The following is a 16,006-nucleotide window of genomic DNA, read 5'->3' as shown; positions in this document are numbered from 1 at the left end:
GTCCGGTTGCTGTCTCGTCAGGATCTACCGGCGGCCGGCCGCTGCGGCGCCCCTTCGTAGGCGGAGACGATCCGCGCCACGAGCTCGTGGCGGATCACGTCCTCGGCCTTGAAATGAACTTGCGCAATGCCTTCGACGCCGGTCAGCAGGCGCGTCGCCTCGGCGAGGCCCGAGGTCTGGCCGTTCGGCAAGTCGATCTGCGAGGGATCGCCGGTTACGATCATGCGGCTGTTCTCGCCGAGGCGGGTCAAAAACATCTTCATCTGCATCGACGTGGTGTTCTGCGCCTCGTCCAGGATGATGGCGGCGTTGGTCAGCGTGCGGCCGCGCATGAAGGCGAGCGGCGCGATCTCGATCTCGCCGGTCTGCAGCGCGCGCTCGACGATGCGCGCATCCATGAGATCGTAGAGCGCATCGTAGATCGGGCGCAGATAAGGATCGACCTTCTCGCGCAGATCGCCCGGCAAGAAGCCGAGCCGCTCCCCGGCTTCCACTGCCGGACGCGACAGGATGATCTTGTCGACTTCCTTGCGCTCGAACAGTTGCGCGGCATGCGCGACCGCGAGCCAGGTCTTGCCGGTGCCGGCGGGGCCGATGCCGAACACCAGCTCGTGGCGCTTCAGCGCGCGGATGTAGGAATCCTGCGCCGCCGTGCGCGCGCGCACCGGGCGCTTGCGCAAATTGATGCTGTCGAAGGTGGATTTGGCCGACTTGGCGTCGAACTCGAACAGCGAGCCCTGCGCGATGACGGCGCGGATCGCCCCCTCGACCTCGCCCTGGTCGAGATCCTGTCCCTTCACGGCCTGCGCGTAGAGCGTCTCCAGCACGCGGCGCGCGGCATCGCAGCCGTCGCGCGAGCCGCCGATGGTGATGTGGTTGCCCTTGGAATCGACGACGACGCCGAGCCGCCGCTCGATCTGCGCGAGATGCTGGCCGTAAGGGCCGACCAGCGCGGACGCGGCGCGGTTGTCGTCGAAGTCGATGACGACCTGAGTCTCGGGCGGAACCTGCATGTCGCGGTCAAATTTGCGGCTGGAAGCGATAGTAGACGAATCCGATGCGCTTTTTGGCAAGGGTTCAGGCTCCAGTGGCGATGAGCGATAAAGCGGGCTCGCGCGTCGTGGCGAGCTCGCCGAGGAAGCTGTAGCGTTCGAGACTGTCGATCCGGACCGGCAGGATTTGTCCGATGATGTCGGGCGAGGCCATCACATGTGCAGGCTGGAGGAATGCGGTGCGGCCGACGATCTGGCCGTCCTTGCGAGCCGGACGCTCGAACAGCACGTCGACCGTTGAGCCAATCGCAGCCTTGTTGAAGGCCGATTGCTGGCTGTCGATCAGTTCCTGGAGCCGCTCCAATCGCTGGTCCATCTCGGAGGGGGACACCGTCTCCTGCATGTCCGCGGCCGGCGTTCCCGGCCGGGCGGAGTATTTGAACGAATATGCCGCACCGTAGCCGATTTGCGTGACAAGCGCGAGTGTGGCGAGAAAATCTTGCTCGCTCTCGCCGGGGAAGCCGACGATAAAATCTGATGAAAAAGCAATGTCTTGGCGCGCGGACCGGAAACGATCGACGACACGCCGATAATCATCGGCGGTATGTTTCCGGTTCATGGCGGCCAGAATCCGGTCCGAACCCGACTGTACCGGCAGGTGCACGAACGGCATCAAGGCATCGAGATCGCGATGGGCTGCAATCAAACTGTCGTCGACGTCGCGGGGATGGCTGGTCGAATAGCGCAGCCGCGCGATGCCCGGGAGCGCCGCGAGGTGCTCCAGCAATCGGCCGAGCGGCCAGCTTTTCCCGTCCGGCCCCTCGCCGTGATAGGCGTTGACGTTCTGGCCGATCAGCGTGAGCTCGCGCACGCCGTTATCGGCCAGCCGCTTCACGTCGTCTACGATCCTTGCCACCGGCCGCGAGACTTCCGAACCACGGGTGTAAGGCACGACGCAGAAGGTGCAGAACTTGTCGCAGCCTTCCTGGACCGTGACGAAAGCGGAAATGCCGCGGGCGCGGATCGCCTCGGGCCTGGGCTGGGCAAGGAAGCCGAACTTGTCCGCGGCCGGAAATTCGGTCTCGATCGCACGGCCTTCATGGCCGGCGCGCTTCAATAGCTGCGGCAAATGATGATAGCTCTGCGGTCCCACCACGACGTCGACGGCGGGTGCACGGCGCACGATCTCCTCGCCCTCGGCCTGGGCCACGCAGCCGGCGACCGCGATCTGCATGGTGCGGCCCCCGCGCGCAGCCTCGTCCTTGGCGACGCGCAGCCGGCCGAGCTCGGAATAGACCTTTTCCGAGGCCTTCTCGCGGATATGGCAGGTGTTGAGGATGACGAGGTCGGCGTCCTCGGCACTGGCCGTCTCCACGAATCCTTCCGGGGCCAGCGTGTCCACCATGCGCTGGGCATCGTAGACGTTCATCTGGCAGCCATATGATTTGATGTGCAGCTTGCGCGGCGGCGTCATGGAACTCGAAAATTGAGGTGGAGAACCGCCCTCAGATATAGGCTGGGGCGGCGAAAATCCAGCGATTGGAACCCATTGGGCTGTCATTCCGGGGCGAGCGCCAGCGGAAAGTGCGGAAATCCGGTCAAAACCTCTGGATTCCGGGTTCATGCGCGCCCCCGATGCCGCCAAGTGCCCTGAACAGGTGCCCTGGATCAGCCCGCCAGAGTGTCCGCCGCGACCCGCCGGACCAGTTCCGGCAATTGCCGCAGATCGTCGAACGTCAATCCGGCCCCCGCGGCCCGCAGCCTTTCAGCGTGGCCTGGCGGGCAATGGCTGCCACCGTGAAAGCCCAGCACGGTCATCCCGGCGGCATGCGCGCCGGTCACCCCTGGGACGCTGTCCTCGATCACGAGGCACCGCTCGGGGGCGACTTTCATCTGTGCGGCGGCGAACAGAAAAAGATCGGGCGCGGGCTTGCCGCGTGCGACCTGGCTCGCGGAAAAGATGTTCGGAGCGAGCAGATCGTAGAGACCGGCGCAAGTCAGGCCGTGGTGGATCTTCTCCGGCGTGCCGCTCGACGCAACGCATTTGGGCAAATCGATTGCGCCAATCGCTGCGGCCACATGGGTGATCGGCTGTAGATCGCTGGCATAAAATTGCAGCGTCGCTGCATTCACCTGGCTCTCGAGATCGCCGGGAAGATTGCAGCCGATCTCCTGTTCGACCATTCGCCGTGCATCTTTCTCGGACACGCCGAGGAAGCGGACCAGCACCTGCTCCGATGTGATCGGATAGCCGTGCCTGGACAGCACATCCGCGTGCGCGCGACAGGAGATCACCTCGCTGTCCACGAGCACGCCGTCGCAATCGAAGATGACGAGATCGATGGGCACTTAGCTTGTGGGCTTGTCGTCGTCGAGCGGGACGCAATAGAGTTCGAGGCGGTGATCGACCAGCTTGTAGCCGAGCTTGCGGGCGATCTCCGCCTGGAGCTTCTCGATCTCCTCGGAGGTGAATTCGATCACCTTGCCGTCGCGCAGGTTGATGAGGTGGTCGTGATGGCTGTCGCGCATCTGCTCGTAGCGCGCGCGGCCTTCGCGGAAATCATGGCGCTCGATGATGCCTGCATCCTCGAACAGTTTGACAGTACGATACACGGTCGAGATCGAGATCTTGTCGTCGACCGCGACACAGCGGCGGTATAGTTCCTCGACATCGGGATGATCGACCGCCTCTGCGAGCACGCGGGCGATGACACGGCGCTGCTCGGTCATGCGCATGCCGGTGGCGGCACAGCGCGCCTCGATGCCGGATGCCTTGGATGCGGGGGAAGGTTTAAGTCCAGTCATATGATGTCTGCCTGACGGGGCCGCTTTCTGCCATCAATGTTACGACAAGTCACGTCGCATCAGAAGTGCGTTCAATTGTTCCCCGTTCGGCTGCTTATAATAGCGTTCGCGCCGTCCGACCACCATGAATCCGGTTCGGTCGTAGAGCCGCCGCGCCGGTTGGTTATTTTCCTCGACCTCGAGAAATATTGTGCGCACGCCGCGTCCTGCCAGGTGGCCGAGATGGGTCATCAGCAGCGTGCGGGAGAGGCCGCGGCCGCGATGGGCCTGGTCGACTGCGATCGAGAGGATTTCCGCCTCGTCTGCGCCGATCCGCGACACCGCAAAGCCGATCGTGTCGCGGCCGAGGCGCAACCGGTGCACCAGCGTGTTGCGCTCACTGAGCATGCTCTCGAACTCGGCTTCGCCCCAGCCGCGCGCGAAGCAGGCGCCGTGAAGCTGCGCCAGCCGCGCGACGTCGCGCGCGACAGCCGGCTCGACCGCGACCGTGCCGCCGCGCCACCATTGCGACACCCATCTCATCATGAGCTTGCGGCTTGCGCTGCGAGCGGCGGTTGTGCGGCCGGCTTTGCATCGGGCGCGCGTAGATAGAACGGCCGCGCAGGATTTGTCTCGGGATCGGCCGCGGCGCCAAGCCATGCGACCCAGCCGATGTCGGGCGCGGGCTGCGCGTCGACCGCGACCGGCTGCGGGATATCTTTCGGCCAGCGCTCGGCGAGGATCCTTGCGGCATTGCCGACCAGATGCGGCGCGCCGAATTGCGAAGCCGCGATCGCCTCGTCGACGGGAGCGACGCCCGGCCGTACCAGCTGGCTGCCGTCGCCGGCCACGATCTGGAAGTAGACGTGATCGTGCCGGGCATCGATGGCCGAGATCACCGGCGCCGCTCCGCTCTGGCCGACGACGGCGGCGGCATAGGCCGACAAGGTGGTCAGACCGACTGCGGGCCGCTTCGCGGCAAGCGCAAGGCCGCGGGCCGCCGAGATGCCGACGCGCAGGCCGGTGAAACTTCCGGGCCCCATGGTGACCGCGATGCGATCGAGCGAGGTGAAGGCGAGATTGGCTGATAGCATCACGCGCGCGATCATCGGCATCAGCGCTTCGGCGTGGCCGCGCTTCATCAGAAGCTGCTCCTGCGCAAGGAGCTGGCCGGCGTCGGTGTCGAGCACGGCAGCCGCGCACGCTTCCAGCGCGGTATCGATGGCGAGGATCAGCATGGAACGATCGTAGCACCATCCGTCATGGAATGCTCGTCATCATGGCCGGGCTTGTCCCGGCCATCCACGCCTTTGCGGCCCCCCAGCCTACATCGGCCGGACTTCGACCACGTCCGGCACGAAATGCTTGAGCAGGTTCTGGATGCCGTGCTGGAGCGTCGCGGTCGATGACGGGCAGCCGGAGCAGGAGCCCTTCATGTTGAGATAGACGACACCGTCCTTGAAGCCGCGGAAGGTAATGTCGCCGCCGTCATTGGCGACCGCCGGGCGCACGCGGGTCTCGATCAGATCCTTGATCATGTCGACCGTCTCGGCGTCGGCCTCGTCGAAGAACTCGTCCTCGTCGTCGAGATCGGCATCGCTCGCGGCCGCGCCGTCGGCGAGCAGCGGCGCGCCGGACATGTAGTGCTCCATGATGGCGCCGAGGATCGCGGGCTTGAGCTGTTGCCATTCACCGTTCGCCTTGGTCACGGTGATGAAGTCCGATCCGTAGAACACGCCGGTGATGCCGGGCACGTCGAACAGCTTTTCGGCGAGCGGCGAGCGCGTGGCCGCTTCGCGGCTCGCAAATTCCATCGGGCCGCCGTCGATCACGACGCGGCCGGGAATGAACTTCAGCGTGGCGGGATTGGGGGTGGCTTCGGTTTGAATGAACATGGTTTTCTCCAGACGTCGCCGGTTCAAGGCCGGCGCGTGCTCTATCCACTAGCAGATGGCGACGGCGAACGCACGGTCAAGGGGGGAGCTGACCGTTCACCTGTTATATCAGCGGGTTAAGGTGCCCGTTTCTCCCTCTCCCGGCAAGCGAGGCGAGGTGAAGCGCAGCAGCCTACGACAGCGAATCCACGCTTTGGTCGCTCAGCGCGCCCGAAATGACCGTCACCGGCACCGGGAACGTGCCCAGCGCGTGCGCGAGCAGCGAGACCAATGGCCCCGGGCCCTCCGCGCCCGGATTCGCGGCGAGCACCAGCATGGCGATGTCGGGGTCCTCGTCGATCACCGCCAGCAGCTGTTCCATCGCCGCACCTTCACGGATGACCCGCTCCGGCGTGATCGCGGCGATGCCGTTGGCGCGGCCGGCGGCGCGGTCGAGCGCGGCTTCTGCCGCCTCATGCGCTTCGGCGCGCATGATGTCGGCGACCCCGAGCCATTCCTGGGTCTGCTGTTCGGGCTCGATGATGCGGAGCATCACCACGCCGCCGCCGGCGCGGATCGCCCAGCGGCTGGCATAATAGACCGCACGATCCCATTCGGCGGTGTCGTCGACGATGACGAGGCATTTGGGCTTGTGACCCGGCTCGAAGCAAAGTCGCTTGCTGGTCATGCATGTCCCGGCGTGTGCACGGCAGACATGCTGCCACACTCCGTCCCGCTTGGGGAGAGGAGAAGCGGCCGGCGCCGTGGGCGTCGGCCGCGTTTCGCGAACTTATTATCAGCGCCGGCGGATGAAGCCGACGATGTCCTTCGAGAGCTTCATGGTCTCGTCGGCGATCGCGCGGGCCCGGTCGGCGCCGCCGTTCAGGATGGTGTCGATATGACCGGGGTCGGCGACGAGGCGCTTCATCTCGCCGGCGATCGGCGCGAGCTTCGTGACGCACAGGTCCACCAGCGCGTTCTTGAAGCTGGAGAACTGGCCGCCGCCGAAATCCCTGAGCACGTCGGCCTTGGAGCGGCCGGAGAGCGCGGCAAAGATACCGACGAGATTGTCGGCCTCGGGGCGCGCTTCCAGGCCCTTCTCTTCGGTCGGCAGCGGCTCGGGATCGGTCTTGGCCTTGCGCACCTTCTGCGCGATGGTGTCGGCATCGTCGGTCAGATTGATGCGCGAATTATCGGACGCGTCGGACTTCGACATCTTCTTGGTGCCGTCACGCAAGCTCATCACGCGCGTCGCCGGGCCCGTGATCAAGGGTTCCGGCAGCGGGAAGAACAGGCCGTCATTGGCGCCCTGGCTGCGGATCGAGTCAGCGAAGTCGTTGTTGAATTTTTGCGCGATGTCGCGCGATAGCTCGAGATGCTGCTTCTGGTCCTCGCCGACCGGCACGTGGGTAGCGCGGTAGAGCAGAATGTCGGCCGCCATCAGCACGGGATAGTCGAACAGCCCGACGGACGCATTCTCGCGGTCCTTGCCGGCCTTCTCCTTGAACTGGGTCATACGGCCGAGCCAACCCATGCGGGCGACGCAGTTGAAGATCCAGGCGAGCTCGGCGTGGCCCGAGACCTGGCTCTGGTTGAACACGATGTGCTTGTTCGGATCGATGCCGCTGGCGATGAACGCGGCGGTCACCTCGCGGGTGTTGCGCGCGAGCTCGACCGGGCCGCCCCAGACGTCCACGCCCTGCGTGATCGCGTGCATGTCGACGACGCAATAGATGCAGTTGTGGGTTTCCTGCATCTTCACGAAGTTGACGATCGCGCCGAGATAATTGCCGAGGTGCAGATTGCCCGTCGGCTGGACGCCCGAAAAAACCCGTTCAACGAATGCCATGGCAGCTTTCCTGCAAGAGACGGGGCGTCGTTTCCAACAGCGGCGCTGCCCCGTCAAGGGTATTTCGCTAACCCCAGGCGCCGGGATCGGGCCGGGCGGGGCGCTTCAGGGCACCGGCCGCCTCGCGCCAGGACGCGACGCGGAGGATTTGCAGGAGCAAGCCGTAGACGGCGATTCCGGCGGTGATCTGTGAGCCTAGCGCAATGAAGCGGATGAGCCCATGGGCCTCCGAAGGCATGAGGCCTGCGGTCAGCCACAGCAGGCCGCCCATGGCGAGTGCGGCGAGCACGATCCGCGGCAGTCGCTTGCGGGCGGCGGCATCGACCGAGAACCCGAATTCACTGCTGCCTTTCCGGAGCAGCGAGATCGCACTGCTCCAGGCACCGGCCGCGATGCCGGCGGCGATCCCGCTTGCGCCAAAAAAATGACCGAGCAGCACCGCGAGCGCGATCGCGACCACAAACCCTTTGGCAGTTGCCAGCAGCGGCGCCATCGTGTCGCTGCGGGCATAGAAGGCCGGGGACAACGCCTTGATCAGCACGTGCGCCGGCAGGCCCAGCGCCAGCCACATCAGTGCGCGCGCCGTTGCCGCGCTGTCCTCCGCGCCAAAGGCGCCATGTTCGAACAGCAGCCGTACGATCGGCTCGGCCAGCACGATCAGGCCGAGCGTGGCCGGCAGTGCCAGCCCTGTCGCAAGTTCCAGCGCGCGCGATTCCGCATGCGCGACCGCATCACGGTCGCCGCTCACCACCGCGCGCGTCAGCTCAGGCATCAGCACCGTGCCCATGGCGACGCCGACAATGCCGAGCGGCAGCTCAATCAGGCGGTTGGCGAAATAGAGCCAGGACACGGCGGAGGGTGTGCCGGATGCGATGATCGCGCCCGCAACGATCAGCCATTGCGGACCAGAGCTTGCGATCATGCCGGGAATGGCCTTGGCGAAGAAGCCACGCATCTCCGTGTCGAAGTCTGCACGCAGCGGCGTGGCGAGGCGTGCGCTTCGCTGCGACAGCAGCATCAGGAGTTGCAGCAGGCCGGCGATGCCGACGGTGGCCGCCAGTATCCACGCGGCGAAGATTGCATCGGCGTGCCACAGCAGGAGTGCCGCGATCGCGGCGATCAGGGCGATGTTGAACAGCAGCGGCGAGAACGCCGTGAGCGCAAACCGCCCCTGCGCGTTGAGCAGCCCCATCAGCACCGTGACGGGTCCTGCGAAGGCGAGATAGGGCAGCATCAGCCGCGCGTTCCGGACGGCGAGATCGAGCGTTTCGCTGCCGAGGAAGCCCGGCGCGATGATCGTGACGATCAGCGGCATCGACAGCGCAATGACGATCGAGATCGCGATCAGACCCGCGCTGACCGTTCCGAGCACGCGTCCCGCGAACGCCGCTGCGGCCTCCTCGCCGTCGCGGTCACGAACGCGCAGCCATGCCGGGATCAGCGCCGCATTCAGTGCCCCCTCGCTGAGCAGGCGCCGCACCACATTGACGAGCTGAAACGCCGCCAGAAACGCGTCCGCCACGGCGCCGGTGCCGAGCAGTGCCGCGATCAGGGAATCGCGGGCGAAGCCCAGCAGTCGTGAGGCCAGTGTTCCCGTCGAGACGGTCAGGAAGGAGCGGATCATTGCGCGTTCATACCATAGCGTTTTCGAGCGAAGTGGTCCCGGTTCGCGTGAAGAAAACGCGTCAAATACGCCTCGTTGCTTGCTCGCGCAGGCCCGGTCGTGATACGCCGCGAGCCAGATTTCAGACCGGACAGGAAGCGGATTTCTCCGGTAATCGCAATCCGCCAAACAGGATCAAGGTGAATGGCTGACGTGAAATATGACGTTCTCGGCATCGGCAACGCGCTGTTCGACGTGCTGGTCAAGACCGATGAAGCCTTTTTGGGCAAGCACGGCATGACCAAGGGCAGCATGTCCCTGATCGACGAGGCGCGGGCCGCCGCCATCTACAAGGACATGGGCCCGGCGACGGAAGTTTCGGGCGGCTCGGCTGCCAACACCATCGTCGGCATCGGCAGCCTCGGGGCGCGCGCCGCCTATGTCGGCAAGGTCAAGGACGACCAGATCGGCAAGCTCTACGTCCACGACATCCGCGCTGCCGGCGTCGCCTTCAACACGCCCGCGGCGAAGGATGGCCCTGCGACCGGCTGCTCCTACATCCTGGTGACCGGTGATGGCGAGCGCACCATGAATACCTATCTCGGCGCCGCGCGGGATCTGTCGCCCGCCGACATCGACCCGGCCGAGATCGCTTCGGCCGGCATCGTCTATCTCGAGGGTTATCTCTGGGACCCCAAGAACGCCAAGGACGCCTTCGTCAAGGCGGCCAAGATCGCCCATGATGCCAAGCGCAAGGTGGCGCTGACGCTGTCGGATTCGTTCTGCGTCGACCGCTACCGCGACGAGTTTCTCGCGTTGATGCGCAACGGCACCGTCGACATCGTCTTCGCCAACGAGTCCGAGCTGCACTCGCTCTACACGACCTCGGATTTCGACACCGCGCTGAAGCAGCTGCGCAACGACGTCAATCTCGGCGTGGTTACCCGCAGCGAAAAGGGCTGCATGGTGGTCTCGCCGGAAGATGCCGTCGCCGCGCCTGCATTCCCCATTGCCAAGCTGGTCGACACCACCGGCGCCGGCGACCTCTTCGCTGCCGGCTTCCTGTATGGCCTGGCGCGCAACCTGCCGTACAAGCAGTGCGGCGAACTCGGCGCGCTCGCGGCTGCCGAAGTGATCCAGCACATCGGTGCGCGGCCGCAAGTGTCGCTCAAGGAGCTCGCCGGGCAGCGCGGCCTGACGGGGTAGCCTCGTCTCTCACCTCGTCATTGCGAGCGTAGCGAAGCAATCCAGTCGGTCTCCGCGGAGGGACTCCGGATTGCTTCGCTACGCTCGCAATGACAAGCTCTTTCCACATGCTCCGCTGTCATCGCCCGGCTTGACCGGGCGATCCAGTACTCCGAGACGTCCGCGGTTTATTGAGAAGCCGCGGCGTACTGGATCCCCCGCCTGCGCGGGGGATGACAGTCGTCGGATGGTGGGGGCAGCTCCCTTATGCCGCCTTCTGCCCACTGCTGGCATCCAGCCCGGCATAGACGGCGCGCTCGAAGCCAGCAAAAGTCTCGAGGCACTTTGCATCCGCGAATGGCAGCAGCTGCATCAGGATCACGCCGGTGACGTCGCGCACCGGGTCGATCCAGTAGTAGGTGTTGGCGAGGCCGGCCCAGGCGAGGCTGCCCGCGCTGCGCCCCTCAGCTGTCTTGGCGGTGTTGATCATGAAGCTGAGGCCCCACTTCTTCACCTGCTCCGGATAGAGATCGACGTCGTTGGTGTACATCGGCGCCGCCGTGGTCAGCTTGCCCATGGCGAGGTCGCCGATGTGATTCTGCCCCATCGTCGCGATGGTCTCGGCCTTCAACACCTGATTGCCGTTGCCGCGGCCCTTGTTCAAAATCATCTGGGTGAACTTGATATAGTCGGCCGCGGTCGAATAGAGGCCGCCGCCACCCATGTGGAATTCCGGGTCCTGCTCGAGCTCGAACGGGATCGCTGCAAGCTGGCCGTCCTCGCCGCGCGCATGCATGCCGACCAGGCGCTTGCGCATGTCGTCGGTGATCTTGAAGGCGGTATCGCTCATGCCGAGCGGTGCGAACAGATTGTCGCGCAGATAGGCATCGAGGCGCTTGCCGCTGACGGCTTCCACCGCCTTGCCGACGAAATCGATATTGGTGCCGTATTCCCAGCGCGTGCCGGGATCGGTCATGATCGGCGTCTTCAACGCCGCGTTCTGGCAGGTGGTGATGGCGGGGATGCCGGTCTTGTCCAGATAGACCGCGAGATCGCCGTTCCACATGTTGTAGCAGAAGCCTGCCGTGTGGGTCATGAGCTGACGCAGCGTGATCGACCCCTTGGCCGGACGCAGCTTGGCTTCGCCCTTGGCATCGAAACCTTCCAGCACCTGCGGCTTGGCGAGATCGGGCAGCACCTCGCCGATCGGCGCGTCCAGCGACAGCTTGCCCTGCTCGACCAGTTGCATCGCGCCCGCTGATGTCACCGCCTTCGTCATCGATGCGATCCAGAATACGCTGTCGGCGGTCATCGCATCCGGCTTGGACAGATCGCGTTTGCCGAACGCGCCCTGATACAGCACGTCGGTACCGCTGGCGGCGATGGCGACGACACCGGGAATCTCCTTGGCCTCGCTCTTCTGGCGCAGAATCTCATCGATCTGGGCTTTGCCTTGCATACGCGTTTCCTCCGGTTTGATTATTGTTGGAAGTGATCGATTGTCCTCCCGCGTGCTCCGCGCGGCAAGCACATCCACGTACCTGCTGCGGTCGCGATGTCGTGACTTGACGGTCCGCGCCCAGCGCAGGACGACAAGGCGGCTGAACTGCAACACTCCGTCACAATCTGCGGTGGATCGCCGCAACCAGCCGTGGCCGTGGATGGGTGCTGGCGATATGTTTCGACTGTTTGAAGCACTTGAAACATTTTGTGAGTTGCGGCGTTCAGCTCTCGGCCGATCGACGGCCAACGTTAAGACTTGATGCAAATTTGGCGGCCGCCCACCGGCCGCGAGGGGGACCTCAGATGATTTCGACCTGGAGCGAATGGAAGCGCTATCCCCGTCCCGGACGGGGCGACAATCTCGAAGCGCCGATCGCGCCCGGCATCTACGAGGTCCGCATCGCCGGCACCGGCGCGCTCTATTCGTTCGGCGCGGTCGACAATCTGGCGCAGTCGCTGGCACTGCTGCCGGTCGGCTCGAAATCCTGGTTCGGCCGCCGCGACACCTCCGATGCCCCCGCCCTCGAATACCGGACCTGCGCAACCTCCTCGAAGGCCGACGCCAAGGCCGCCGCCGAGCGCATGATCGGCCGGCGCGAGACCTATATGAGCGGCGCGGCGTAAATCCGCCGCTCCGAGCTTGGCTCCCAGCAGATGTGCGTTGCGGGACGGTGCATTGCGCGCCGCTTGTCCCTATATTCCGGGCAACCTGAAAAGCCTCCAGGAGCAACGCCATGACCCCGACCGCCGCCGCACGCGCTCAGCACGCCACGTCCAATCTGCGCGACCGATTGAAGGACCCGTCGCTTCTGAAGGAGGCCTGCTACATCGACGGCGCCTGGGTCGGCTCGCCGGTCTTCGCCGTCAACAACCCCGCGACCGGCGTCGAGCTTGCAAAGGTTCCGCAGCTTTCGGCCGATGACGCCACCAAGGCGGTCGAAGCCGCCGAGCGCGCGTTTCCGGCCTGGGCCAAGCACACCGCCAAGCAGCGCTCCAATATTTTGCGCAAATGGTTCGAGCTGATTGTCGCCAATCGCGAGGACCTCGCGCTGATCCTCACCTCCGAGCAGGGCAAGCCGCTCAGTGAAGCCCTCGGCGAGGTCGACATCGGCGGCGCCTATGTCGAGTTCTTCGCCGAGGAGGCCCGCCGCGTCTATGGCGAGACCATTCCGACGCAGCGGCCGGATGCGCGCTTGCTCGCGATCAAGCAGCCGATCGGCGTCTGCGGCGCGATCACCCCGTGGAATTTTCCGAACTCGATGATCACGCGGAAGGTTTCGCCGGCGCTTGCGGCCGGCTGCACCGTGGTGCTGAAGCCCGCCAATGAAACGCCGCTGTCGGCGCTGGCGCTTGCCGCGCTCGCAGAGAAAGCCGGCGTGCCCAAGGGCGTCTTCAACATCATCACCGGCGATGCAGCGCCGATCGGCAAGGTGCTGTGCGAGCATCCGGCCGTGCGTTTCGTCGGCTTCACCGGCTCGACCGCGGTCGGCAAGATTCTCTACCGGCAGGCCGCCGTCGGCGTGAAGCGGCTCGGCCTCGAGCTCGGCGGCAACGCGCCGTTCGTGGTGTTCGACGACGCCGATATCGATGCGGCGGTCGAAGGCGCGATCGTCTCGAAATACCGCAACATGGGCCAGACCTGCGTCTGCGCCAACCGCCTCTACGCCCAGGACAAGATCTACGACGAGTTCGTGCAGAAGCTGTCGAAGAAGGTCGCGGCGATGAAGATCGGCGACGGCACGGAAACCGGCGTCACGCAGGGCCCGCTGATCAATTTGAAAGCGGTCGACAAGGTCGAGCGTCACATCGCCGATGCCGTCAAGCGCGGCGCCAAGATCGTCACCGGCGGCAAGCGCAGCGAGCTCGGGCGCTCGTTCTTCGAGCCGACCGTCCTTGCCAACGTCAAGCCGGATTCGCTGGTGGCGCAGGAGGAAACCTTCGGCCCGCTCGCGCCCGTCATCCGCTTCAAGGACGAGGCCGACGTGATCGCGATGTGCAACGCCTCGCCGTTCGGTCTCGCCTCCTACTTCTACTCCCGCGATCTCGGCCGCGTCTGGCGCGTCGCCGAAGCTTTGGAATCCGGCATGGTCGGCGTCAACACCGGCCTGATCACCACCGAAGTCGCGCCTTTTGGCGGCGTCAAGGAAAGCGGCCTGGGTCGCGAAGGCTCGCATCACGGCATGGAAGAATATGTCGAGATCAAATACGTGATGATGGCGGGGGTGTGAGGCCGCCGCTCCTCCGTGGCCGGAAACATGGCATCTACGGCGTTCGCCGGCACCGTCTGACCGCGTAAATGTTGCTGCGACGCGGGCCGAATCCAACGGCCCGCAAGCAGGAGCACGTCATGACGAAGTTGAGTGAACTGGCGATCGAAGCGCACGGCGGTCTTGGGCGCTGGAAGCAGTTCGAACAGGTCTCGGCCGATCTTAGGCAGGGCGGGGTGCTTTGGTCCCTGAAGGGACAGGCGCAAACCCTTCAACAGACGACGGTGACCGTCGGCTTGCGCAAAGAGTGGGCCTCTCACGCGCCCTTTGGTCCCGAGCATCGGCGGTCGAGATTCGAACCGGGACGGGTCGCGCTCGAAACTGCAGATGGCGCAGTGCTCGAGCAGTTGCTGAATCCGCGGAGCAGTTTTTCTGATCACACCCTGCAGACGCCGTGGACGGAGCTTCAGCTGGCATATTTTGCCGGCTGCGCGATGTGGACCTATCTCAACACCCCATTCCTGCTCGCGTGGCCGGGTGTCGAGACCGAGGAGATGGAGCCGTTGCGAACGAATGATGGGCTCTGGCGCCGCCTGGCCGTCCGGTTTCCGAAAGACATCGCGACCCACAGTACCGTGCAGACGCTTTATTTCGATTCAGAGGGGCTGCTGAAGCGCCATGACTATGACGTCGAAATCGCCGGCAATACTCCGGGCGCACATCTGATCGACGACTATATCGAAGTCTCGGGCATCCGTTTTCCGACCGAGCGGCGCATCTTCGCGCGGCAGCCCGACGGCAGCTTCAGCACCGAGCCTCTGGTCGTCTCGATCGATCTGTCGAATATCAGGCTGAGCTAAGTCCGGGACGCTACAGCGTGGCGAGGGGCCCTGCCTCCTTGCGGATGGCGCGAGGCGCCTCGCCATGGACGCGAACAAAGGCTTGGCGCATGCGCTCCCGGTTGGCGAAACCGGTCTCGCGTGCGACGGCCTCGATCGGCAACCGGGTCTGCTCTAGCATCAATTTCGCAGATTAGAGGCGCAATGATTCGATCGCCTTTGCCGGCGTCGTCCCGGTCGCCGAACGGAACAGACGCGTGAATTGTCGCGGGCTGAGACAGGCGGCGCGCGCCAGATCGTCGATGGTGAGACTCTCGCGCAGGTTTTGCCGGGCGTAGCTCAGCGCCTTCTGGACCCTGTCCTCGCTTGTTTCGAGATCCAGCAGGGCAGAATGCTGCGATTGCCCACCTGGGCGGCGGTGATACATCACCATGCCTTTCGCGACGGAGCGCGCTCTTTCCGGGCCGAGGTCTCGCTCGATCATGCCGACGACCATGTCGGTCCCGGCACTCATGCCGGCAGACGTCCAGATCTGCCCATCTGCAATGAAGATCTTGTCGGCGTCCACCTCGCAGCTCGGAAATCTGGTCTGTAATTCCTGCGCGTAGCGCCAGTGGGTGGTCGCCCGCCGGCCGTTCAACAGCCCGGCGTCTCCGAGCACGAATGAGCCAAGGCAAATCGACGCGACACGCCGCGCTCCCGGGCCGCCGCCCGAAGAAGCCGGATCAGGCCCGGTGACGAGGTCGGAACTTCGAGGCCGGCCGCAACGATGAGGGTGTCGACCGAGGCCCGGTCGAACGGCTCCGTCATGACCTGCATCCCCGCGGACGAGGTGACCAGCCCGCCGTCCTCCGAGAACGCACGAACGTCGTAAATCTTCTCTCCTGCTTGCTTGTTGGCCACGTCGAAGGCAGCGACAGCGCCAAAACAAACAGCCTGGAAGCTTGGAGACAGAACCAAGCCGATTCTCATGGTGACTCCTGGATGCGACGCCCCCGGAAAACCTGACTGTACGCCTCCTCCCCCGCCAATTGCATGGCCGACATGCCGGCATCTACGTCCTGTCGATGCCGTCAGTCGGCTGATACGTCTCCGCCATCAAGCGTGTGGAGACGGCATGTATATGGCGCCCGTCATATAATGCCGCGCCGGCCGTGCTGCCAGCCTCCG

The 16,006-nt window shown here is 64.9% G+C and carries 15 protein-coding genes and 1 pseudogene; 4 read left to right on the top strand and 12 right to left on the bottom strand.

The window, feature by feature from the left end; all coding sequences use genetic code 11:
- Positions 1-17 precede the first annotated feature (17 nt).
- The 10 genes from QCM77_RS21770 to murJ form a co-directional block, all read right to left on the bottom strand.
- Complete coding sequence (locus QCM77_RS21770; RefSeq protein WP_279660041.1) at positions 18-1,013, bottom strand: PhoH family protein; 996 nt, start codon at positions 1,011-1,013, stop codon at positions 18-20.
- Positions 1,014-1,077: 64 nt separating this feature from the next.
- On the bottom strand, positions 1,078-2,466 hold the full coding sequence (miaB, locus tag QCM77_RS21765; protein ID WP_279684835.1) for a tRNA (N6-isopentenyl adenosine(37)-C2)-methylthiotransferase MiaB: 1,389 nt from the start codon (positions 2,464-2,466) through the stop codon (positions 1,078-1,080).
- 194 nt (positions 2,467-2,660) lie between these two features.
- On the bottom strand, positions 2,661-3,341 hold the full coding sequence (locus QCM77_RS21760) for an HAD family hydrolase (RefSeq protein WP_279684834.1): 681 nt from the start codon (positions 3,339-3,341) through the stop codon (positions 2,661-2,663).
- Positions 3,342-3,797, bottom strand: a complete 456-nt coding sequence (locus QCM77_RS21755) for a Fur family transcriptional regulator (protein ID WP_007598312.1) — start codon at positions 3,795-3,797, stop codon at positions 3,342-3,344. It lies immediately after the preceding gene.
- Positions 3,798-3,836: 39 nt separating this feature from the next.
- Complete coding sequence (rimI, locus tag QCM77_RS21750; RefSeq protein ID WP_279684833.1) at positions 3,837-4,322, bottom strand: ribosomal protein S18-alanine N-acetyltransferase; 486 nt, start codon at positions 4,320-4,322, stop codon at positions 3,837-3,839.
- Positions 4,319-5,014, bottom strand: a complete 696-nt coding sequence (tsaB, locus tag QCM77_RS21745) for a tRNA (adenosine(37)-N6)-threonylcarbamoyltransferase complex dimerization subunit type 1 TsaB (protein ID WP_279684832.1) — start codon at positions 5,012-5,014, stop codon at positions 4,319-4,321. The genes rimI and tsaB overlap by 4 nt, the downstream gene beginning before the upstream one ends.
- An 87-nt stretch (positions 5,015-5,101) precedes the next feature.
- A complete protein-coding gene (locus QCM77_RS21740) occupies positions 5,102-5,671 on the bottom strand; it encodes a NifU family protein (RefSeq protein WP_279684831.1) in 570 nt (189 codons plus the stop codon).
- A 172-nt stretch (positions 5,672-5,843) separates the two neighbouring features.
- Positions 5,844-6,338 (bottom strand): universal stress protein, encoded by a 495-nt coding sequence (locus QCM77_RS21735; RefSeq protein ID WP_279660036.1) that lies wholly within the window; start codon positions 6,336-6,338, stop codon positions 5,844-5,846.
- Between the two features lie 108 nt (positions 6,339-6,446).
- Positions 6,447-7,499 carry a tryptophan--tRNA ligase gene (trpS, locus tag QCM77_RS21730; RefSeq protein WP_279660035.1) on the bottom strand — a complete coding sequence of 351 codons (1,053 nt, stop codon included), beginning with the start codon at positions 7,497-7,499 and terminating at the stop codon, positions 6,447-6,449.
- Positions 7,500-7,566: 67 nt separating this feature from the next.
- Complete coding sequence (gene murJ, locus QCM77_RS21725) at positions 7,567-9,123, bottom strand: murein biosynthesis integral membrane protein MurJ (protein ID WP_279684830.1); 1,557 nt, start codon at positions 9,121-9,123, stop codon at positions 7,567-7,569.
- A gap of 183 nt (positions 9,124-9,306) precedes the next feature.
- Here murJ and QCM77_RS21720 point away from each other — a divergent pair, with 183 nt between their 5' ends.
- Positions 9,307-10,308 (top strand): adenosine kinase, encoded by a 1,002-nt coding sequence (locus tag QCM77_RS21720; protein ID WP_279684829.1) that lies wholly within the window; start codon positions 9,307-9,309, stop codon positions 10,306-10,308.
- A 244-nt stretch (positions 10,309-10,552) separates the two neighbouring features.
- Here QCM77_RS21720 and QCM77_RS21715 read toward each other — a convergent pair whose 3' ends face one another.
- Positions 10,553-11,746: a serine hydrolase domain-containing protein gene (locus tag QCM77_RS21715; protein WP_279684828.1), complete on the bottom strand. Its 1,194-nt coding sequence runs from the start codon at positions 11,744-11,746 to the stop codon at positions 10,553-10,555.
- A 347-nt stretch (positions 11,747-12,093) separates the two neighbouring features.
- Between QCM77_RS21715 and QCM77_RS21710 the strand changes: the two genes are divergently transcribed.
- The 3 genes from QCM77_RS21710 (at position 12,094) to QCM77_RS21700 (ending at position 14,857) form a co-directional block, all read left to right on the top strand.
- Complete coding sequence (locus QCM77_RS21710) at positions 12,094-12,414, top strand: hypothetical protein (protein WP_195801307.1); 321 nt, start codon at positions 12,094-12,096, stop codon at positions 12,412-12,414.
- Positions 12,415-12,524: 110 nt separating this feature from the next.
- Positions 12,525-14,018 (top strand): NAD-dependent succinate-semialdehyde dehydrogenase, encoded by a 1,494-nt coding sequence (locus QCM77_RS21705; RefSeq protein WP_279684827.1) that lies wholly within the window; start codon positions 12,525-12,527, stop codon positions 14,016-14,018.
- A gap of 119 nt (positions 14,019-14,137) precedes the next feature.
- On the top strand, positions 14,138-14,857 hold the full coding sequence (locus QCM77_RS21700) for a hypothetical protein (protein WP_279684826.1): 720 nt from the start codon (positions 14,138-14,140) through the stop codon (positions 14,855-14,857).
- A gap of 10 nt (positions 14,858-14,867) precedes the next feature.
- Here QCM77_RS21700 and QCM77_RS21695 read toward each other — a convergent pair.
- Positions 14,868-15,808, bottom strand: a pseudogene (locus QCM77_RS21695) (GlxA family transcriptional regulator).
- Positions 15,809-16,006: the final 198 nt, after the last annotated feature.

It is taken from the genome of Bradyrhizobium nivariense (genome assembly GCF_029846695.2).
GTDB lineage: Bacteria > Pseudomonadota > Alphaproteobacteria > Rhizobiales > Xanthobacteraceae > Bradyrhizobium.
The sequence above is the reverse complement of the archived record's forward strand: the minus strand, read 5'-3'. Positions and strand labels throughout refer to the sequence as shown.

Excerpts from the sequence above, each read along its gene's own strand:
- QCM77_RS21770 (WP_279660041.1), bottom strand. The coding sequence starts at position 1,013 with ATGCAGGTTCCGCCCGAGACTCAGGTCGTCATCGACTTCGACGACAAC.
- miaB (WP_279684835.1), bottom strand. The coding sequence starts at position 2,466 with ATGACGCCGCCGCGCAAGCTGCACATCAAATCATATGGCTGCCAGATG.
- QCM77_RS21755 (WP_007598312.1), bottom strand. The coding sequence starts at position 3,797 with ATGACTGGACTTAAACCTTCCCCCGCATCCAAGGCATCCGGCATCGAG.
- rimI (WP_279684833.1), bottom strand. The coding sequence starts at position 4,322 with ATGATGAGATGGGTGTCGCAATGGTGGCGCGGCGGCACGGTCGCGGTC.
- tsaB (WP_279684832.1), bottom strand. The coding sequence starts at position 5,014 with ATGCTGATCCTCGCCATCGATACCGCGCTGGAAGCGTGCGCGGCTGCC.
- QCM77_RS21740 (WP_279684831.1), bottom strand. The coding sequence starts at position 5,671 with ATGTTCATTCAAACCGAAGCCACCCCCAATCCCGCCACGCTGAAGTTC.
- QCM77_RS21735 (WP_279660036.1), bottom strand. The coding sequence starts at position 6,338 with ATGACCAGCAAGCGACTTTGCTTCGAGCCGGGTCACAAGCCCAAATGC.
- trpS (WP_279660035.1), bottom strand. The coding sequence starts at position 7,499 with ATGGCATTCGTTGAACGGGTTTTTTCGGGCGTCCAGCCGACGGGCAAT.
- murJ (WP_279684830.1), bottom strand. The coding sequence starts at position 9,123 with ATGATCCGCTCCTTCCTGACCGTCTCGACGGGAACACTGGCCTCACGA.
- QCM77_RS21720 (WP_279684829.1), top strand. The coding sequence starts at position 9,307 with ATGGCTGACGTGAAATATGACGTTCTCGGCATCGGCAACGCGCTGTTC.
- QCM77_RS21715 (WP_279684828.1), bottom strand. The coding sequence starts at position 11,746 with ATGCAAGGCAAAGCCCAGATCGATGAGATTCTGCGCCAGAAGAGCGAG.
- QCM77_RS21710 (WP_195801307.1), top strand. The coding sequence starts at position 12,094 with ATGATTTCGACCTGGAGCGAATGGAAGCGCTATCCCCGTCCCGGACGG.
- QCM77_RS21705 (WP_279684827.1), top strand. The coding sequence starts at position 12,525 with ATGACCCCGACCGCCGCCGCACGCGCTCAGCACGCCACGTCCAATCTG.
- QCM77_RS21700 (WP_279684826.1), top strand. The coding sequence starts at position 14,138 with ATGACGAAGTTGAGTGAACTGGCGATCGAAGCGCACGGCGGTCTTGGG.